The sequence below is a fragment of the Aeromonas sp. QDB20 genome (assembly GCF_027707805.1).
In the GTDB taxonomy this organism is placed as follows: domain Bacteria; phylum Pseudomonadota; class Gammaproteobacteria; order Enterobacterales; family Aeromonadaceae; genus Aeromonas; species Aeromonas dhakensis.
Genome location: NZ_JAPCJC010000003.1, coordinates 40109 through 56048 on the forward strand (window position 1 = coordinate 40109; position 15940 = coordinate 56048).

Sequence of the window (15940 nt, forward strand, 5' to 3'; positions counted from 1 at the left end):
AATCGAATTGCGGGTAACACAAATAACTTGTGGAAAATCAACTCATTTAATCCTCGCAGCGAAAATGCTGCGTCAATATGTTCCCCATGCCCGAGATCCTCGCTTGAAAAGCCCTCAGCACGTCCTTAAACTTCAAGGTGGGGAAAAGTGGATCAAAGTGGTTTTTATCGGGCGGTTTGCCCCCTTTAACTCATTTTCAGGGACTGCAATTTGTTGCGTGGTGCGCATGCCATCAGCCTGGACAGCAAGGGGCGATTGGCGATTCCGACCAAGTACCGTGATTGGCTGCGCGACGAGAGCGAGGGCCAGCTGGTCTGCACCATCGATATTGCCCACCCCTGTCTGCTGCTTTACCCCCTAAACGAATGGGAAGAGATCGAGCGCAAGCTCAAGACCCTCTCCAGCATGAATCCCCTTGAGCGCCGCCTGCAGCGGCTGTTGCTCGGGCATGCGACCGAATGCGAGCTGGACGGCAATGGCCGTCTGCTGCTCAGCCAGCCACTGCGCAGCCACGCGGGGCTGGACAAGAAAATCATGCTGGTGGGCCAGCTCAACAAATTTGAGCTATGGGATGAAGCCCGCTGGCAACAACAGGTCAATGACGACATTCAGGGCCTGCCCGAGGATGACTGGGCAAGCTCGCCACGACTACAGGATTTCTCTTTATAAATGACCCAAGCCGCTGAACACATTACAGTGCTGCTGCACGAAGCCGTCGAAGGGCTGGCCATCAAGCCGGACGGCATCTACGTCGACGGTACGTTTGGCCGGGGCGGTCACTCGCGCCTTATCCTGCAGCAGCTGGGCCCCAATGGCCGTCTGATTGCCATCGATCGGGATCCCCAGGCCATCGCCGAAGCGGCCAAGATCCAGGATCCGCGCTTCGAGATCGTGCACGGCCCGTTTTCCGGCATCACCACCTACCTGAGTGAGCGCGGCCTGCTGGGCAAGGTCGACGGTTTCCTGCTGGATCTGGGTGTATCTTCCCCCCAGCTGGACGATGCCGAGCGCGGTTTCAGCTTCATGAAGGACGGTCCGCTCGACATGCGGATGGATCCCACTTCCGGTCAGAGCGCCGCCGAATGGCTGGCCAGGGCCGATGTGGACGACATCGCCTGGGTACTGAAGACCTTCGGTGAGGAGCGCTTTGCCAAGAAGATTGCCCGCGCCATCGTGCATGACCGGGTCACCGAGCCCTATGTTCGCACCCGCCAGCTGGCGGAGATGATCGCCCGGGTCAATCCGAGCAAGGAAAAGGGCAAGCACGCTGCCACCCGCAGCTTCCAGGCCATCCGCATCTACATCAACAGCGAACTGGACGAGATCGAGACCGCACTCAACGGGGCCCTGGAAGTGCTGGCCCCCCACGGCCGCCTCTCCGTCATCAGCTTCCATTCGCTGGAAGATCGGCTGGTGAAGCACTTCATCCGCAAGCACGAGAAAGGCCCGGAAGTGCCGCACGGCATTCCGCTGACCGAGGCCCAGCTGGCCGGCGGTCGCAAACTGAAATCGGTCGGCAAGGCGCTCAAGCCTTCCGAGCATGAAGTCAACGAAAACAGCCGGTCACGCAGCTCGGTGCTGCGGGTGGCCCAGCGGCTGGCGGAGTAAGCCATGAGCGAGGTGCGTGTTCATCTGGCCAGAGAGATCCTCGGCGATCTCTGGCGGCACAAGCTGCAGGTGGTGCTGGCCATCGCCGTGCTGATCACCGCCTTTGCGGTGATCCTGGTGACCAACATGACTCGCGGCCTCACCGCCAAGCAGAATGACCTGATGGCGGAGGAGGATCGGCTCAACATCGAGTGGCGCCACCTGCTGCTGGAGCAGGGCACGCTGGCAGAGCATTCCCGGGTCGCGAGTCTGGCCATGGACAAGTTGCAGATGGCTCGCCCGCTGGTGACCACCGAGAAGGTAATTACACAACCATGAAACGCAAGGCATCCGCCAAGGCCCAACCCAAGGTCAAAGCCCCGTCACTCTATCCGTGGCGCTTTCGCACGCTGGTGTTTTTCATCGGCATTGCGTTTGCCGGCTTGATCCTGCGGCTGGCCTGGATCCAGGTGATCGACCCGGACAGGCTGCGTCAGGAGGGGGACATGCGCTCGCTGCGCACTACCTCCACCCAGGCGGTGCGTGGCATGATCACCGATCGCAACGGTGAACAGATGGCGGTATCGGTACCGGTCGAAGCGGTGTGGGCCGATCCCAAGACGGTGCATGAATCCGGTGCCATCCACAACGAACGCGCCTGGATGGCGCTCTCCGCCGTGCTCAAGCTCGACATCAACACCCTCAAGCACCGTATCTCCAACCCGAGCAAGCGCTTCGTCTACCTGCAGCGGCAGGTGACGCCGGCGGTGTCCGAGTACATCAAGGGGCTCAAGCTGGGCGGCATCTACCTGCGTCCGGAGTCGCGCCGTTTCTATCCGACCGGCGAGATCAGCGCCCATCTGGTGGGGGTGACCAACATCGATGGGCACGGCATCGAGGGGATCGAGCGCAGCTATGACGAATGGCTGACCGCGACCCCGGGCGAGATGCGGGTGCGCAAGGACCGGCAGGGTCGGGTCATCGAGCGGCTCGGGCTGGTGAAAGAGGGCAAGAACGCCAACGATCTGCAGCTGAGCATCGATCAGCGGGTACAGGCGCTGGCTTACCGGGCACTCAAGCGGGCCACCGACGAGAACAAGGCGACTTCCGGCTCCATGGTGATGCTGGACGTCAAGACTGGTGAGGTGCTCGCCATGGTCAACACCCCCTCCTACAACCCTAACAACCGCGGCCAGTACCAGAGTTTCCGGGTGCGCAACCGAGTGGTGACCGACACCTATGAACCGGGTTCGACCGTCAAACCCCTGATCCTGCTGAGTGCCCTGCAGGCCGGCGTCACCAGCTGGAAGGACACCATCCAGGGCGGCCCTCTGTTCATCGGGGCCAAGCAGATCCGCGACGTGAGTATTCACAAGGCGACCAACCTGTACGACATCCTGCGCTACTCCTCCAACATCGGCATGTCGCGTATCGCACTGCGGATGCCGGCCCAGGAGATGATCAACACCCTCAGCATGGTGGGTTTCGGGATGGATACCGGCAGCGGCCTGATGGGCGAGAGCAGCGGCATGCTGCCTCAACGTCGGCGCTGGTCCGATATCGAACGGGCTACTCTGTCATTCGGCTATGGCCTGCGGGTGACCCCGCTGCAGCTGGCCTCTGCCTATGCCACTCTGGCCAACAAGGGCAAGCGGGTGCCCATCTCCATCGTCAAGGTGAGCGAGCCGCCCAAGGGCGAGCAGGTCATCGATCACAACAACGCCACCGCCATGCTGCAGGCGCTGGAGTACGTGGTCGACAACGCCATTCCGAAAGCCAAAATCCCTGGCTACCGGGTTGGCGGCAAGAGTGGTACCGCCAAGGTCGCCGTGGCCGGCGGCTACGGCAAGGATTACATGGCCTGGTTCGCCGGCTTCGCCCCGGCCAGCAACCCGCGCTTCGTCATGGTGGTGGTGATCAACGAGCCCAAGGGCGATGCCTACTACGGTGGCGCCGTGGCGACCCCGCCGTTTGCCGAAGCCATGGGCGGGGTGCTGCAACTCTTCAATATTCGTCCCGACGCGGTGCCGCCTGCGGTACCCACCAAACTTGCCCGTACGGAGGCTTCCAATGTTGTCCCGCGCACTTGATCAGCTGATGCGCCCCTTCGGCATTACTGCCCCGGCGCTCGCACTCACCGACATCCAGCTGGACAGTCGGCGCGTCGGGCCCGGTTGTCTCTTCGTGGCGATTCGCGGACATCAGGTGGATGGCAGACGGTTTATCGAACAGGCGGTGGCTCAGGGAGCGACCGCCGTACTGTTTGAAGAGGACGGGGAATTCGTGGCACCAACGCTGGCCGTGCCCTGCATCGGCGTGCCCAATCTGCCGGCCCGCCTCTCCGAGCTGGCCGGCTATTTCTACGACCAGCCGGCCAGCAAGCTGGCGCTGGTGGGCATCACTGGCACCAATGGCAAGAGCACCACGGCACTGCTGGTCGCCAACTGGCGCACCCTGCTGGGGGGCAAGGCCGGGGTGATGGGCACTATCGGCAACGGCCTGTTCGGCGATCTCATCGAAGCTGAAAACACCACCGGCAGCGCGCTGCAGGTACAGGCCAATCTGGCCGCCCTGCAGGCGCAGGGGGCGGATCTGGTGGCGATGGAGGTTTCCAGCCACGGTCTGGTGCAGCATCGCGTGGCAGCCCTGCCGTTTGCCGCTGCCGTGTTCACCAACCTGAGCCGGGATCACCTGGACTATCACGGCACCATGGAGGCCTATGGCGCCGCCAAGGAAGAGCTGCTGAAACTGGTGGCCGAACCTTGCGCCGTGCTCAATGCCGATGACCGCCTGGGTCGCCAGTGGCTGGCCGCTTATCCGACCGCGGTGGCGTTCAGCGTACACGGCCCGGTGGCCAATCACCCGGGGCGACAGCTGACGGCGCAAGACCCCCATTTCCACCAGCAAGGTTTTCGCACGCAGATTAACTCCAGTTGGGGGAATGGTGTATTATCCGCCCCCTTGCTCGGGCGCTTCAACGTCAGCAATGTGCTGGCCGCGATGGGCGCCATGCTGGTGCTCGGCTATGACTTCGACGAGTTGCTGGCCAGCGCACCACAACTGCAGCCGGTGACCGGTCGTATGGAGTGTTTCGGTGGCGGCAAGGCGCCGCTCGCCGTGGTCGATTATGCCCACACGCCGGATGCGCTGGAGAAGGCGCTGCAGGCCCTGCGGGTGCACTGTGAAGGACGGCTCTGGTGCCTGGTGGGATGTGGTGGCGACAGGGATCGCGGCAAGCGTCCCATGATGGCCGCCATGGCCGAGCTGCATGCGGATCGCGTGATCCTGACCGACGACAACCCCCGTACCGAGGAGCCGGCCCGGATCATGGCCGACATGGTGGCGGGTCTTCGCGATCCTGGCGCCGTGCAGATCGAGCACGACAGAGTCAAGGCGATCCAGCTGGCGCTGAGCCAGGCAAACAAACAGGACATCATCCTGGTGGCCGGTAAAGGCCACGAGGATTATCAGATCATTGGAACCGACAAGCGGCACTACAGCGACCGGGAAACCGTCGCGGCCGCCTTGCACACATTATTGGAGTCATTCGCATGATGACCCTCAGGCTTGCCGAGCTGGCACAGGTACTCGATGCCCGTCTGATTGGTGAAGACGAAGCGATCACGGCTGTCAGCACCGACACCCGTACCCTGGGCGCCGGCGCGCTGTTCGTGGCGCTGCGCGGCGAGCGTTTCGATGCCCACGATTTCTGCGACCAGGCCGTGGCCGCCGGTGCCTCCGCCCTGCTGGTGGAGCGTGAACTGCCGCTGGCGATCCCCCAGCTGGTGGTGGCTGATACCCTCAAGGGATTGGGCCGCCTCGGTCGGCTGGTGCGCGAGCGCATCAACCCGAAAGTGCTGGCAATCACCGGTAGCTGTGGCAAGACCACGGTGAAGGAGATGGCGACTGCCATTCTGCGCCAGGAAGGGGAAGTGCTGGCCACCGCCGGCAACTTCAACAACGAGGTGGGGGTGCCGCTCACCCTGCTGCGCCTCGAGCCGCAACACCAGTTCGCGGTGATGGAGCTGGGGGCCAACCACCCGGGCGAGATCGCCTGGACTACTTCGCTGGCCAAACCCGATGCCGCCATCATCAACAACGTGGCGGCCGCCCATCTGGAGGGCTTCGGCTCGCTGGAAGGGGTGTTCCACGCCAAGAGCGAGATTTTTGAGGGCCTGTGCGAAGGTGGCACTGCCATCGTCAACGCCGACAACGAGTTCTGGCCCAAATGGCAGGCCCGCGGCATTCACTGCGCCTTCTCCATCGAGGATCAGCGTCAGCCGTTCCACGCCAGAAACGTGGTGATCAATCAGCAGGGTTGTGCCGAGTTCGTCATGGTGACCCCGCAGGGTGAAGTGAGCCTGACTCTGGCCATTCCGGGCCGCCACAACGTGGCCAACGCCCTGGCCGCCGCCGCTGGCACGCTGGCGCTCGGCGCTTCGCTCGCCTCGGTCAAGACCGGGCTCGAGCAGATGGCGCCGGTCAAGGGTCGCTTCTGCGTCCAGCGCTGGGGTGGTCTCACCCTGGTGGACGACACCTACAACGCCAGCGTGGAGTCCGTGCTGGCGGGTATCGATACCCTGACTGCCATGAACGGCTACAAGGTGCTGGTGTTTGGTGACATGAAGGAGTTGGGTGAGGAGTCCGCCGAGCAGCATGCCCGGGTCGGTCGCCACGCCCGTGAGCGCGGTCTGGATGCCGTGCTGACCGTAGGAGAACAGAGTCGCCACACCGCAGATGCCGCGGCTGGCCGACATTTCGATAACAAGGCGTCGTTGTTTGAAGTGCTTGCGCAAATGATAAAAACACATCAAGAAATTTCGATTCTGGTCAAGGGGGCCCGCGGCTCCCGCATGGAAGATATCGTCGAGATGGTCAAAGACCATCAGGAGTCGGCCACATGCTAGTCTGGCTGGCGGAACTGCTCACCCCGCATTTCACCTTCTTCAACGTCTTCTCCTACCTGACGTTTCGCGCCATCTTGTCGATCATCACCGGTCTGGTGGTGGCGCTCTGGATGGGGCCGCGCCTCATCCGTCGCCTGCAGATCCTCAAGTTCGGCCAGGTGATCCGCAATGACGGTCCCGAGTCACACCTGAGCAAGAAAGGCACCCCGACCATGGGCGGCCTGATGATCATCGCCGCCATCTTCATCTCTGTGCTGCTCTGGTGCCGTCTCGACAACCCGTATGTGTGGCTGGTGCTGTTCGTGCTGGGTGCCTACGGCGCCATCGGCTTCGCCGATGACTACCTCAAGGTGGTGCGCAAGAACACCGACGGCCTGATCGCCCGCTGGAAGTACTTCTGGCAGTCCTCCGTTGCGCTGGGGGTGGCTGTGTTCCTCTACGCCACCGCCACCCACGACGGTCAGACCCAGCTGGTGGTGCCCTTCCTCAAGGACGTGATGCCGCAGCTCGGTCTGATGTTCATCGTACTGACCTACTTCGTCATCGTCGGCACCTCCAACGCGGTCAACCTGACCGACGGCCTCGACGGTCTGGCCATCATGCCGACCGTGATGGTGGCGGGGGGCTTCGCCTTCATCGCCTGGGCCACCGGCAACGTCAATTTTGCCAGCTACCTGCACATTCCCTACGTGCCCTATACCTCCGAGCTGGTGATCGTCTGTACCGCCATCGTCGGCGCCGGTCTGGGGTTCCTTTGGTTCAACACCTATCCGGCCCAGGTGTTCATGGGGGACGTGGGTTCCCTGGCGCTGGGCGGCGCGCTCGGCACCATCGCCGTGCTGGTGCGTCAGGAGTTCCTGCTGGTGATCATGGGCGGGGTCTTCGTGATGGAGACCGTCTCCGTGATCCTGCAGGTAGGTTCCTACAAGCTGCGCGGCGTGCGCATCTTCCGCATGGCGCCGATCCATCACCACTATGAGAAGAAGGGCTGGCCTGAGCCGCGCGTCATCGTGCGCTTCTGGATCATCACCCTCATGCTGGTGCTGCTCGGCCTTGCCACCCTGAAGGTGAGGTAAGCCATGGTCATCATCATCGGACTCGGCAAAACCGGACTCTCCTGCGTCGACTACTTCCTCGGCCGTGGCGTCACGCCGCTGGTGATGGACACCCGCGCCAACCCGCCCGGCAAGGATCAGCTGCCGCCCGAGGTGGAGCTCATTCACGGGCTGGACGGCGAGCGCCTCAAGCAGGCGCACATGATAGTGGCGAGCCCGGGCATCGCCTTGGCCACCCCCGAGCTGAAAGCCGCCGCCGAGTGCGGGGTGCAGATCGTCGGTGACATCGAGCTGTTTGTGCGCGACACCGAAGTGCCGGTCATCGCCATCACCGGCTCCAACGGCAAGAGCACTGTGACTACCCTGGTGGGCGAGATGATCGCCGAAGCCGGCCTCAAGGTGGGCGTTGGTGGCAACATAGGCACGCCGGCGCTTGAGCTGCTCAAGCAGCCGATGGATCTCTGCGTGCTGGAGCTCTCCAGCTTCCAGCTGGAGACCACCCACAGCCTGCGCGCCGCCGCTTCCGTGGTATTGAACCTCAGTGAAGATCATATGGATCGCTATCAAGGCATGGCCGACTACCGCGCCGCCAAGATGGAGATCCATCAGCACTCCCAGCACATTCTGGTCAATCGTGACGATGCCCAGACCCTGCCCGACGTGGGTCAGGTGTGGCAGAGCTTCGGTCTCGATTGCAACGGTTACGGCCGCTGTGAATTGGAGGGACGCCAGTGGCTGACCCTGCACGGCGAGCCGTTGCTGGCGGTGGACGAGATGAAGATCGTCGGCGCCCACAACCAAGCCAACGCACTGGCCGCCATGGCCCTGTGCGATGCGGTCGGCATCCCGCGCGAGCCGCAGTTGCGAGTGCTGCGTCGGTTCGAGGGGCTGCCCCACCGTGCCCGCTTCGTGCGCGAGGTGAACGGGGTGCGCTGGATCAACGACTCCAAGGCTACCAACGTGGGGGCTACCCTGGCCGCCGTGGCCGGGGTGCGTGAATCGGTGAAAGGCCGTCTGCTGCTGCTGGCCGGCGGTCAGGGCAAGGGCCAAGATTTCGGCCCGGTGCAGGCGCTGCTCGGCAGCCAGATCGATCACATGTACTGTTTCGGCCAGGATGCCGAGGTGCTGCTGGCGCTGGGTGAGCAGACCGAGCGGGTTGCCGATCTCGATGCCGCGGTCACCAAGGCGGCTGCCGATGCCAGGCCCGGCGACTGGGTGCTGCTGGCACCCGCCTGCGCCAGCCTGGACCAGTTCAAGTCTTTCGAAGCGCGCGGTGATCGTTTCACCGAGCTGGTGATGGCCTTATGAACGCCCTGCGCACAGTAGCGGGCTTCCTGCAGCGCTGGTTGTTGCCGGCACGCCCTGCCGGTCTTTACGACCGGCAGTTGGTGGTGCTGGCGCTGGCGCTGATGGCGGTGGGTCTGGTGATAGTTGCGTCCGCCTCGATCCCGGAGGGGATCGCCATCAACAACGATCCCTTCATGTTCGTGAAGCGCCATGGCCTGTTTCTGCTGATGGCGCTCGGCATCTCCTGGTTCGTGCTGCAGGTGCCGATGGCACGCTGGCAGCACTACAACGGCCCCATGCTGCTGCTGGCCATCGTCATGCTGGTGCTGGTGCTGCTGGTGGGGCGCAGCGTCAACGGCTCGGTGCGCTGGTTGCCGCTCGGCCCCTTCAACCTGCAGCCTGCCGAGTTTGGCAAGCTGGCATTGTTTGTCTATCTGGCCGGCTACCTGGTACGCCGCCAGAGCGAGGTACGCGAGCGCTTCATCGGCTTCATGAAGCCGATGGCGGTGCTGTTCGTGGTAGCCATCCTACTGCTGGCACAGCCTGACCTGGGTTCTGTGGTGGTGATGTTCGTGACGTCGCTGGGCATGCTGTTCCTGGCCGGCGCTCGCCTGGTGCAGTTCATCGGCCTCATCCTGGTGGGGGTGAGCGCGGTAGTGACCCTGATCATCGCCGAGCCCTACCGGATGCGGCGGGTCACCTCCTTCCTCGACCCCTGGGCCGATCCGTTCGGCAGCGGCTACCAGCTGACCCAGTCGCTGATGGCCTTTGGTCGTGGCAGCTGGTTTGGCGAGGGGCTCGGCAACTCCATCCAGAAGATGGAGTACCTGCCGGAAGCTCACACCGACTTCGTGTTTGCGATCCTGGGTGAAGAGCTGGGGTATGTGGGCGTGCTGGGCGCGCTCTTCCTCATCTTCGCGCTCTCGGTCAAGGCGCTCAAGCTGGGCCATCAGGCGCTGGTGGCGGAGCGGTTATATGAAGGCTATCTGGCCATCGGCATCGGCATCTGGTTCAGCTTCCAGACCTTCGTCAACGTCGGCGCCGCCAGCGGCATGATGCCGACCAAGGGTCTGACCCTGCCGCTGGTCAGTTATGGTGGTTCGAGCCTCATCATCATGATGGTGGCGGTGAGCATGTTGATTCGTATCGATTTCGAGTTGCGTCAGGCCAGTGCCCAGGCGCGCGTGCGGGAGGTTTAGTGAGCAAGACGCTGTTGGTGATGGCAGGCGGTACCGGGGGCCACGTGTTCCCCGGTCTGGCCGTGGCCGATCGCCTCAAGGCCCAGGGCTGGACCATTCACTGGCTCGGCACCGCCGACCGGATGGAGGCGGAGCTGGTGCCTGCCCATGGTTATCCCATCTCCTTCATCGATATCCAGGGGGTGCGTGGCAATGGCATCAAGCGGCTGCTGGCGGCCCCCTATCGCATCGTCAAATCCGTGCTGCAGGCGCGCCGGGTGCTCAAGACCATTCGCCCCGACGTGGTGCTCGGCATGGGCGGCTTTGCCTCCGGTCCGGGTGGCGTGGCCGCCTGGCTGTCCGGCATCCCGTTGCTGCTGCACGAACAGAATGCTGCGGCCGGCATGACCAACAAGCTGCTGGCCCGTCTCGCCAAGCGGGTGCTGATGGCCTTCCCGGGCGCCTTTGCCCCGAGCCGTCGCACCGCCGTGGTGGGCAACCCGGTGCGCCCCGAGGTGGTGGCCCTGCCGGATCCGCAACTGCGCAGCAGTGCAGAGCCGCTGCGGCTGCTGATCGTCGGTGGCAGCCTGGGGGCCCGGGTGCTCAACGAGCAGGTGCCGCCGGCGGTGGCGGCGGCCGGTGTGCCCATCGAGGTGCGTCACCAGTGCGGCAAGGGCAATCGCGATGCCGTGGCCGAGGCCTACGCCAAGCAGGGCGTGGCGGCCGAGGTGAGTGAATTTATCAAGGACATGGCCGGTGCCTATGCCTGGGCAGACCTGGTGGTGTGCCGGGCCGGGGCGCTGACCGTCTCCGAAGTCGCCGCCGCCGGGGTTGCCGCCATTTTTGTGCCGCTGCCCCACGCGGTGGATGATCACCAGACCCGCAACGCCCTGACTCTGGTCGACGGCGGTGCGGCTGAATTCCTGCCCCAATCCGAGCTGACCACGGCCTCGCTGGCTGCGCGTCTCTCCTGGCTTGCCGGGCGCAGGGAAACCCTATTGAACATGGCCCAGGCCGCCCGTCGCGTCGCCATCATCGATGCCGCCGAGCGGGTCGCCGATGAGTGCAAACGCCTGGCGACCGGGCAGAGCGAGAGATGATTATGACCAAGGTTGAACTGGCAAAACTGCGTACCGTTATCCCTGAAATGCGCCGGGTGCGTCGCATTCACTTCATCGGCATCGGTGGGGCCGGGATGGGCGGTATCGCAGAAGTCCTTGCCAACGAAGGCTATCAGGTGACCGGCTCGGATCTGGCCCGCAATGCGGTGACCGAACGGCTCGAGTCCCTCGGTGCCCACATCTTCGTGGGCCACAGTGCCGAGCACGTGAACGAGGCGAGCGTGGTGGTGGTCTCTACCGCCATCAAGCAGGACAACCCCGAGCTGCTGGCTGCCCGCGAGCTGCGCATTCCTGTGGTGCGCCGCGCCGAGATGCTGGCCGAGCTGATGCGTTTCCGCCATGGCATCGCCATCGCCGGCACCCACGGCAAGACCACCACCACCAGTCTGGTGGCGAGCATTTATGCCGAAGCGGACCGGGATCCGACCTTCGTCATCGGGGGCCTGCTCAACAGCGCCGGCACCAATGCCCGTCTGGGCAGCAGCCGCTATCTGATCGCCGAAGCGGACGAGAGCGACGCCTCCTTCCTGCATCTGCAGCCGATGGTCTCCATCGTGACCAACATCGAAGCGGATCACATGGATACCTATGGTGGCGACTTCTCCAAGCTGAAGGCCACCTTCATCGACTTTTTGCACAATCTGCCGTTCTACGGGCTGGCCGTGGTGTGCGTGGATGACCCTGTGATCCGCGGCATGCTGCCGGAGATCGCGCGTCCCACCATCACCTATGGCCTGAGTGATGATGCCGACGTGCAGGTGCTGGACTTCGTGCAGACCAGCAACCGCAGCCGTTTCCGGGTCCGTCGCAAGGATGCCGGCGAGCTGGAGGTAACCCTCAATCTGCCCGGCATCCACAATGCCCTCAATGCCGCCGCGGCGATTGCGGTCGCCACCGAGGACGGGATCGGCGATGATGCCATCATCCGGGCGCTGGCCAAGTTTGAAGGGGTGGGTCGCCGCTTCCAGCAATATGGCGAGTTCGAGACCGGCCGCGGCAAGGCCATGCTGGTGGACGACTACGGTCACCACCCGAGCGAGGTCAAGGTCACCATCAACGCCGCCCGCGCCGGCTGGCCCGAGAAGCGACTGGTGATGGTGTTCCAGCCGCACCGCTACACCCGCACCCGCGATCTCTATGAAGATTTCGCTGACGTGCTCTCCAAGGTGGACGTGCTGGTGATGCTGGAGGTCTATGCCGCCGGTGAAGAGCCTATTCCGGGCGCCGATGGCCGCGCCCTGTGCCGCTCCATCCGCTCCCGCGGCAGTCTGGAACCCATCTTTGTCGCGACGCCGGACGATGTGCCGGCGGTACTGGCCGGGCTGGTCGGCGAGGGCGATCTGGTGCTGACCCAGGGGGCAGGGAACGTCGGGGCGCTGGCACGGCGTCTCGGCGAGATGAAATTGAGCATCGAGAGCATGAAATCCGGCGCCTGAGGGCCCAATGAGTATTTTGACCGCCAAGCCGGGGCCTATATAATGGCGAACCGGCCTGCAAAGGGCCGGCATGGCGCGTTAAACGGGGATCGATCGGGTGGAGGCAAGGGCACAAGGGCGCACCAAGGGAGGCTTCATCGCCGGGGTGGGATTTTTCCTCCTGGTCATGTGGGGCCTCTACCAGACCGCGCTGGATGTTAAAGATTGGCTGACGGATGCCAATCGGTTGCCCATGAGCGAGCTGTTGCTGCAGGGGCAACACCAGTATTTGCAAACCGATGAACTGCGCAGCGCCGTGCTGGATGGCGCCGAACTGCGCAACTTCTTCGAGTTGGACGTGAACGAATTGCAGGCGCGGTTGAACGCCTTGCCTTGGGTGGCCCAGGTCTCGGTACGCAAGAAGTGGCCCAACAAGATCAAGGTCTACCTCACCGAACAGGCGGTAGCGGCACGCTGGAACGGCAACCGCTTCGTCAACACCAAGGGTGAGGTGTTCAGTGCGCCGGACAGGGTGAAGACCCCTCTGATGCAGCTGTCCGGGCCTGAGGATCAGGCCGTCAAGGTGCTGGAGGCCAGCCGTCAGTACGAGGCGCAGCTGGCGGCCAGAGGATACAAGCTGCTGGGGGTGAATCTGACCCCTCGCCATGCCTGGGAACTGACCCTGGATGGCAACATTCAGCTGTTTTTGGGGCGCTCGGATATCGCGCTTCGACTGCAGCGGTTTATCGATGCCTTTCCGGTCATCGAGCCCCGTGAGCGGGTTGCTTACGTGGATCTTCGATACGACACCGGGATGGCAGTTGGCTGGAAGAAGAACGAAGAGAAAGTGAATGACCAAAACCGCAGATAGAAATCTGATTGTCGGACTGGATATCGGCACAACCAAGGTGGCGGTTCTGGTTGGCGAAGTGCTGCCAGACGGTGAGCTCAATGTCATCGGCATGGGCAGTCACGCCTCTCGTGGCATGGACAAGGGGGGGGTCAACGATCTCGATTCCGTGGTCAAGTCCCTGCGCCGTGCGGTGGAAGAGGCCGAGATGATGGCCGACTGCCAGATCAGCTCCGTCTATCTGGGGTTGTCCGGCAAGCATATCGACTGTCGCAACGAAACCGGCATGGTGCCCATCTCCGATGAAGAGGTGACCCAGGAAGACGTGGACAACGTCATCCACACCGCCAAGTCGGTGCGGTTGTCCGATGAGCTGCGGGTGCTGCACGTGCTGCCCCAGGAGTTCGCCATCGACTACCAGGAAGGGATCAAGAACCCGGTCGGTCTGTCCGGCGTGCGGATGGCCGCCAAGGTGCACCTGATCACCTGCCACAACGACATGGCTCGCAACATCGAGAAGTGCGTTGAGAAGGTGGGTCTGCGGGTGGATCAGCTGATCTTCTCCGCGCTGGCGTCCAGCTACGCCGTGCTGACCGAAGACGAGAAAGAGCTGGGTGTCTGCGTGGTGGACATAGGTGGTGGCACCATGGACATGTCGCTGTTTACCGGCGGCGCCCTGCGTCACACCAAGGTGATCCCGTACGCCGGCAGCACGGTGACCAGCGACATCGCCTACGCCTTCGGCACTCCGCCGCTGGATGCGGAGGCGATCAAGGTGCGCTACGGTTGCGCCCTGGGCCGGCTGGTCAGCAAGGAAGACAATATTGAAGTACCCAGTGTCGGCGGTCGTCCGGCGCGCAGCCTGCAGCGGCAGACACTGGCCGAAGTGATCGAGCCCCGTTACACCGAGTTGCTCTCCATGGTGAATGATGAGCTGGTGCGGGTACAAAGCGAATTGAAAGCGCAGGGGGTCAAGCATCAGCTTGCAGCCGGTGTGGTCTTGACCGGCGGCGCTGCCCAGATCGAAGGCATTGTGGAGTGCGCAGAGCAGATCTTCCAGAGCCAGGTCCGGGTAGGGGAGCCCATGAATATCCGGGGATTGAGTGATTACGTGCAGGCGCCTGTGTACTCGACTGCGGTCGGGTTGCTGCAGTATGGCCGCACCCATCAATCCACCGGCAGTAGCAAGGAATATGCCGCCAAGGCAAGCGTAGGTGGGCTGGTCAAACGGGTCAGCAACTGGTTGCGTGGCGAGTTCTAAAAGATTTTGCTGAGTCAGGCAAATAAAGCGGAGAGACAACATGTTTGAATTTATGGATAGCCACACTGACGAAGCCGTCATCAAAGTGATTGGTGTGGGTGGCGGCGGCGGCAACGCGGTCGAACACATGGTTCGTCAAAACATCGAAGGTGTCGAGTTCATTACCGTCAACACCGACGCCCAGGCGCTGCGCAACTCCAGTGCCAACACAACCCTGCAGATCGGTGGTGGCATCACCAAGGGTCTGGGGGCCGGGGCCAACCCGGAAGTGGGTCGTGACGCGGCCATGGAAGATCGGGAAGCGCTGCGCGAGCTGCTGACCGGCTCCGACATGGTGTTCATCGCCGCCGGCATGGGTGGTGGTACCGGTACCGGCGCTGCCCCGATCGTGGCCGAAGTGGCCCGCGAGATGGGTATCCTGACAGTTGCTGTCGTAACCAAGCCGTTCTCCTTCGAAGGGAAAAAACGGATGGGCTTCGCCGCTCACGGTATCGAAGAGCTGTCCAAGAACGTCGACTCCCTGATCACCATCCCCAACGACAAGTTGCTGAAGGTGCTGGGTCGTGGCATCTCCCTGCTGGACGCCTTCAAGGCGGCCAACGATGTACTGCTGGGTGCGGTACAGGGCATTGCCGAACTGATCACCCGTCCGGGTCTGATCAACGTCGACTTCGCGGACGTGCGTACCGTGATGCGCGAAATGGGTACCGCCATGATGGGTACCGGTTCCGCCTCCGGTGATGACCGTGCCGAAGAAGCGGCCGAGAAGGCCATCTCCAGCCCGCTGCTGGAAGACGTGGATCTGGCCGGTGCCCGCGGCATCCTGGTCAACATCACTGCCGGCATGGACATGACCATCGAAGAGTTCGAAACCGTCGGTAACGCGGTCAAGGCCTTCGCCTCCGAAAACGCCACCGTGGTGGTGGGTACCGTAATCGACCCGGAAATGCACGACGAACTGCGCGTGACCGTGGTTGCTACCGGTATCGGTGCCGAGCGCAAGCCCGACATCACCCTGGTGAAGAACAACATGGTACAAGAGCGTCCGGCCCGTCAGCCCCTGATCAGCGAAGCCCTGCAGTCTCGCGTGATGGAAGAGGCGCCGGCCAAGGTGGTCAACGCCGAGCCGCAAGCTCGTCGCGAACCGGATTATCTCGATATTCCTGCGTTCCTGCGCAAGCAAGCTGACTAAGCCTCTAATGACGCTGGTTTGTTTGTTGCTTAAGGAATGTGCTAAGATGGCCTGCCCACGACCATCTGGTCAGGAATTTGAGCTGTT

14 protein-coding genes are annotated in these 15940 nt (G+C 63.0%); all 14 read left to right on the forward strand.

Features of this window, described 5'->3' with window-relative positions; all coding sequences use genetic code 11:
* Positions 1-210 precede the first annotated feature (210 nt).
* The 14 genes from mraZ to ftsZ all read left to right on the forward strand — a co-directional run bounded on the left by mraZ (position 211) and on the right by ftsZ (position 15853).
* On the forward strand, positions 211-669 hold the full coding sequence (mraZ, locus tag PG897_RS03985; RefSeq protein WP_005305730.1) for a division/cell wall cluster transcriptional repressor MraZ: 459 nt from the start codon (positions 211-213) through the stop codon (positions 667-669).
* Positions 670-1608: a 16S rRNA (cytosine(1402)-N(4))-methyltransferase RsmH gene (gene rsmH, locus PG897_RS03990; RefSeq protein ID WP_019839161.1), complete on the forward strand. Its 939-nt coding sequence runs from the start codon at positions 670-672 to the stop codon at positions 1606-1608.
* A 3-nt stretch (positions 1609-1611) separates the two neighbouring features.
* Positions 1612-1926: a cell division protein FtsL gene (gene ftsL, locus PG897_RS03995; protein ID WP_005305726.1), complete on the forward strand. Its 315-nt coding sequence runs from the start codon at positions 1612-1614 to the stop codon at positions 1924-1926.
* On the forward strand, positions 1923-3677 hold the full coding sequence (locus PG897_RS04000) for a penicillin-binding transpeptidase domain-containing protein (protein ID WP_270828744.1): 1755 nt from the start codon (positions 1923-1925) through the stop codon (positions 3675-3677). The genes ftsL and PG897_RS04000 overlap by 4 nt, the downstream gene beginning before the upstream one ends.
* Complete coding sequence (murE, locus tag PG897_RS04005) at positions 3658-5142, forward strand: UDP-N-acetylmuramoyl-L-alanyl-D-glutamate--2,6-diaminopimelate ligase (RefSeq protein WP_201879813.1); 1485 nt, start codon at positions 3658-3660, stop codon at positions 5140-5142. The genes PG897_RS04000 and murE overlap by 20 nt, the downstream gene beginning before the upstream one ends.
* Positions 5139-6494: a UDP-N-acetylmuramoyl-tripeptide--D-alanyl-D-alanine ligase gene (murF, locus tag PG897_RS04010; protein ID WP_201885238.1), complete on the forward strand. Its 1356-nt coding sequence runs from the start codon at positions 5139-5141 to the stop codon at positions 6492-6494. Before murE ends, murF begins: the two co-directional genes overlap by 4 nt.
* Complete coding sequence (gene mraY, locus PG897_RS04015; protein WP_201879838.1) at positions 6488-7570, forward strand: phospho-N-acetylmuramoyl-pentapeptide-transferase; 1083 nt, start codon at positions 6488-6490, stop codon at positions 7568-7570. Before murF ends, mraY begins: the two co-directional genes overlap by 7 nt.
* Before the next feature lie 3 nt (positions 7571-7573).
* The gene (gene murD / locus PG897_RS04020) at positions 7574-8857 is read left to right on the forward strand and encodes a UDP-N-acetylmuramoyl-L-alanine--D-glutamate ligase (RefSeq protein WP_201879841.1); all 1284 of its coding nucleotides are present in this window, start codon (positions 7574-7576) and stop codon (positions 8855-8857) included.
* Positions 8854-10035: a cell division protein FtsW gene (ftsW, locus tag PG897_RS04025; protein WP_201879844.1), complete on the forward strand. Its 1182-nt coding sequence runs from the start codon at positions 8854-8856 to the stop codon at positions 10033-10035. Before murD ends, ftsW begins: the two co-directional genes overlap by 4 nt.
* Positions 10035-11114 (forward strand): undecaprenyldiphospho-muramoylpentapeptide beta-N-acetylglucosaminyltransferase, encoded by a 1080-nt coding sequence (gene murG, locus PG897_RS04030; RefSeq protein ID WP_010635949.1) that lies wholly within the window; start codon positions 10035-10037, stop codon positions 11112-11114. Before ftsW ends, murG begins: the two co-directional genes overlap by 1 nt.
* A gap of 2 nt (positions 11115-11116) precedes the next feature.
* Positions 11117-12571, forward strand: coding sequence for a UDP-N-acetylmuramate--L-alanine ligase (gene murC, locus PG897_RS04035; protein ID WP_010635950.1), 1455 nt, complete (start codon positions 11117-11119; stop codon positions 12569-12571).
* 97 nt (positions 12572-12668) lie between these two features.
* Positions 12669-13421, forward strand: a complete 753-nt coding sequence (locus PG897_RS04040) for a cell division protein FtsQ/DivIB (RefSeq protein WP_005305694.1) — start codon at positions 12669-12671, stop codon at positions 13419-13421.
* Positions 13402-14661 carry a cell division protein FtsA gene (gene ftsA, locus PG897_RS04045; RefSeq protein ID WP_005305690.1) on the forward strand — a complete coding sequence of 420 codons (1260 nt, stop codon included), beginning with the start codon at positions 13402-13404 and terminating at the stop codon, positions 14659-14661. Before PG897_RS04040 ends, ftsA begins: the two co-directional genes overlap by 20 nt.
* 40 nt (positions 14662-14701) lie before the next feature.
* On the forward strand, positions 14702-15853 hold the full coding sequence (ftsZ, locus tag PG897_RS04050; protein WP_005305686.1) for a cell division protein FtsZ: 1152 nt from the start codon (positions 14702-14704) through the stop codon (positions 15851-15853).
* Positions 15854-15940: the final 87 nt, after the last annotated feature.

Bases quoted from the DNA above. Each gene is read 5' to 3' on its own strand.
- rsmH (WP_019839161.1), top strand. From the start codon at position 670: ATGACCCAAGCCGCTGAACACATTACAGTGCTGCTGCACGAAGCCGTC.
- ftsL (WP_005305726.1), top strand. From the start codon at position 1,612: ATGAGCGAGGTGCGTGTTCATCTGGCCAGAGAGATCCTCGGCGATCTC.
- PG897_RS04000 (WP_270828744.1), top strand. From the start codon at position 1,923: ATGAAACGCAAGGCATCCGCCAAGGCCCAACCCAAGGTCAAAGCCCCG.
- murE (WP_201879813.1), top strand. From the start codon at position 3,658: ATGTTGTCCCGCGCACTTGATCAGCTGATGCGCCCCTTCGGCATTACT.
- murF (WP_201885238.1), top strand. From the start codon at position 5,139: ATGATGACCCTCAGGCTTGCCGAGCTGGCACAGGTACTCGATGCCCGT.
- mraY (WP_201879838.1), top strand. From the start codon at position 6,488: ATGCTAGTCTGGCTGGCGGAACTGCTCACCCCGCATTTCACCTTCTTC.
- murD (WP_201879841.1), top strand. From the start codon at position 7,574: ATGGTCATCATCATCGGACTCGGCAAAACCGGACTCTCCTGCGTCGAC.
- ftsW (WP_201879844.1), top strand. From the start codon at position 8,854: ATGAACGCCCTGCGCACAGTAGCGGGCTTCCTGCAGCGCTGGTTGTTG.
- murC (WP_010635950.1), top strand. From the start codon at position 11,117: ATGACCAAGGTTGAACTGGCAAAACTGCGTACCGTTATCCCTGAAATG.
- ftsA (WP_005305690.1), top strand. From the start codon at position 13,402: ATGACCAAAACCGCAGATAGAAATCTGATTGTCGGACTGGATATCGGC.
- ftsZ (WP_005305686.1), top strand. From the start codon at position 14,702: ATGTTTGAATTTATGGATAGCCACACTGACGAAGCCGTCATCAAAGTG.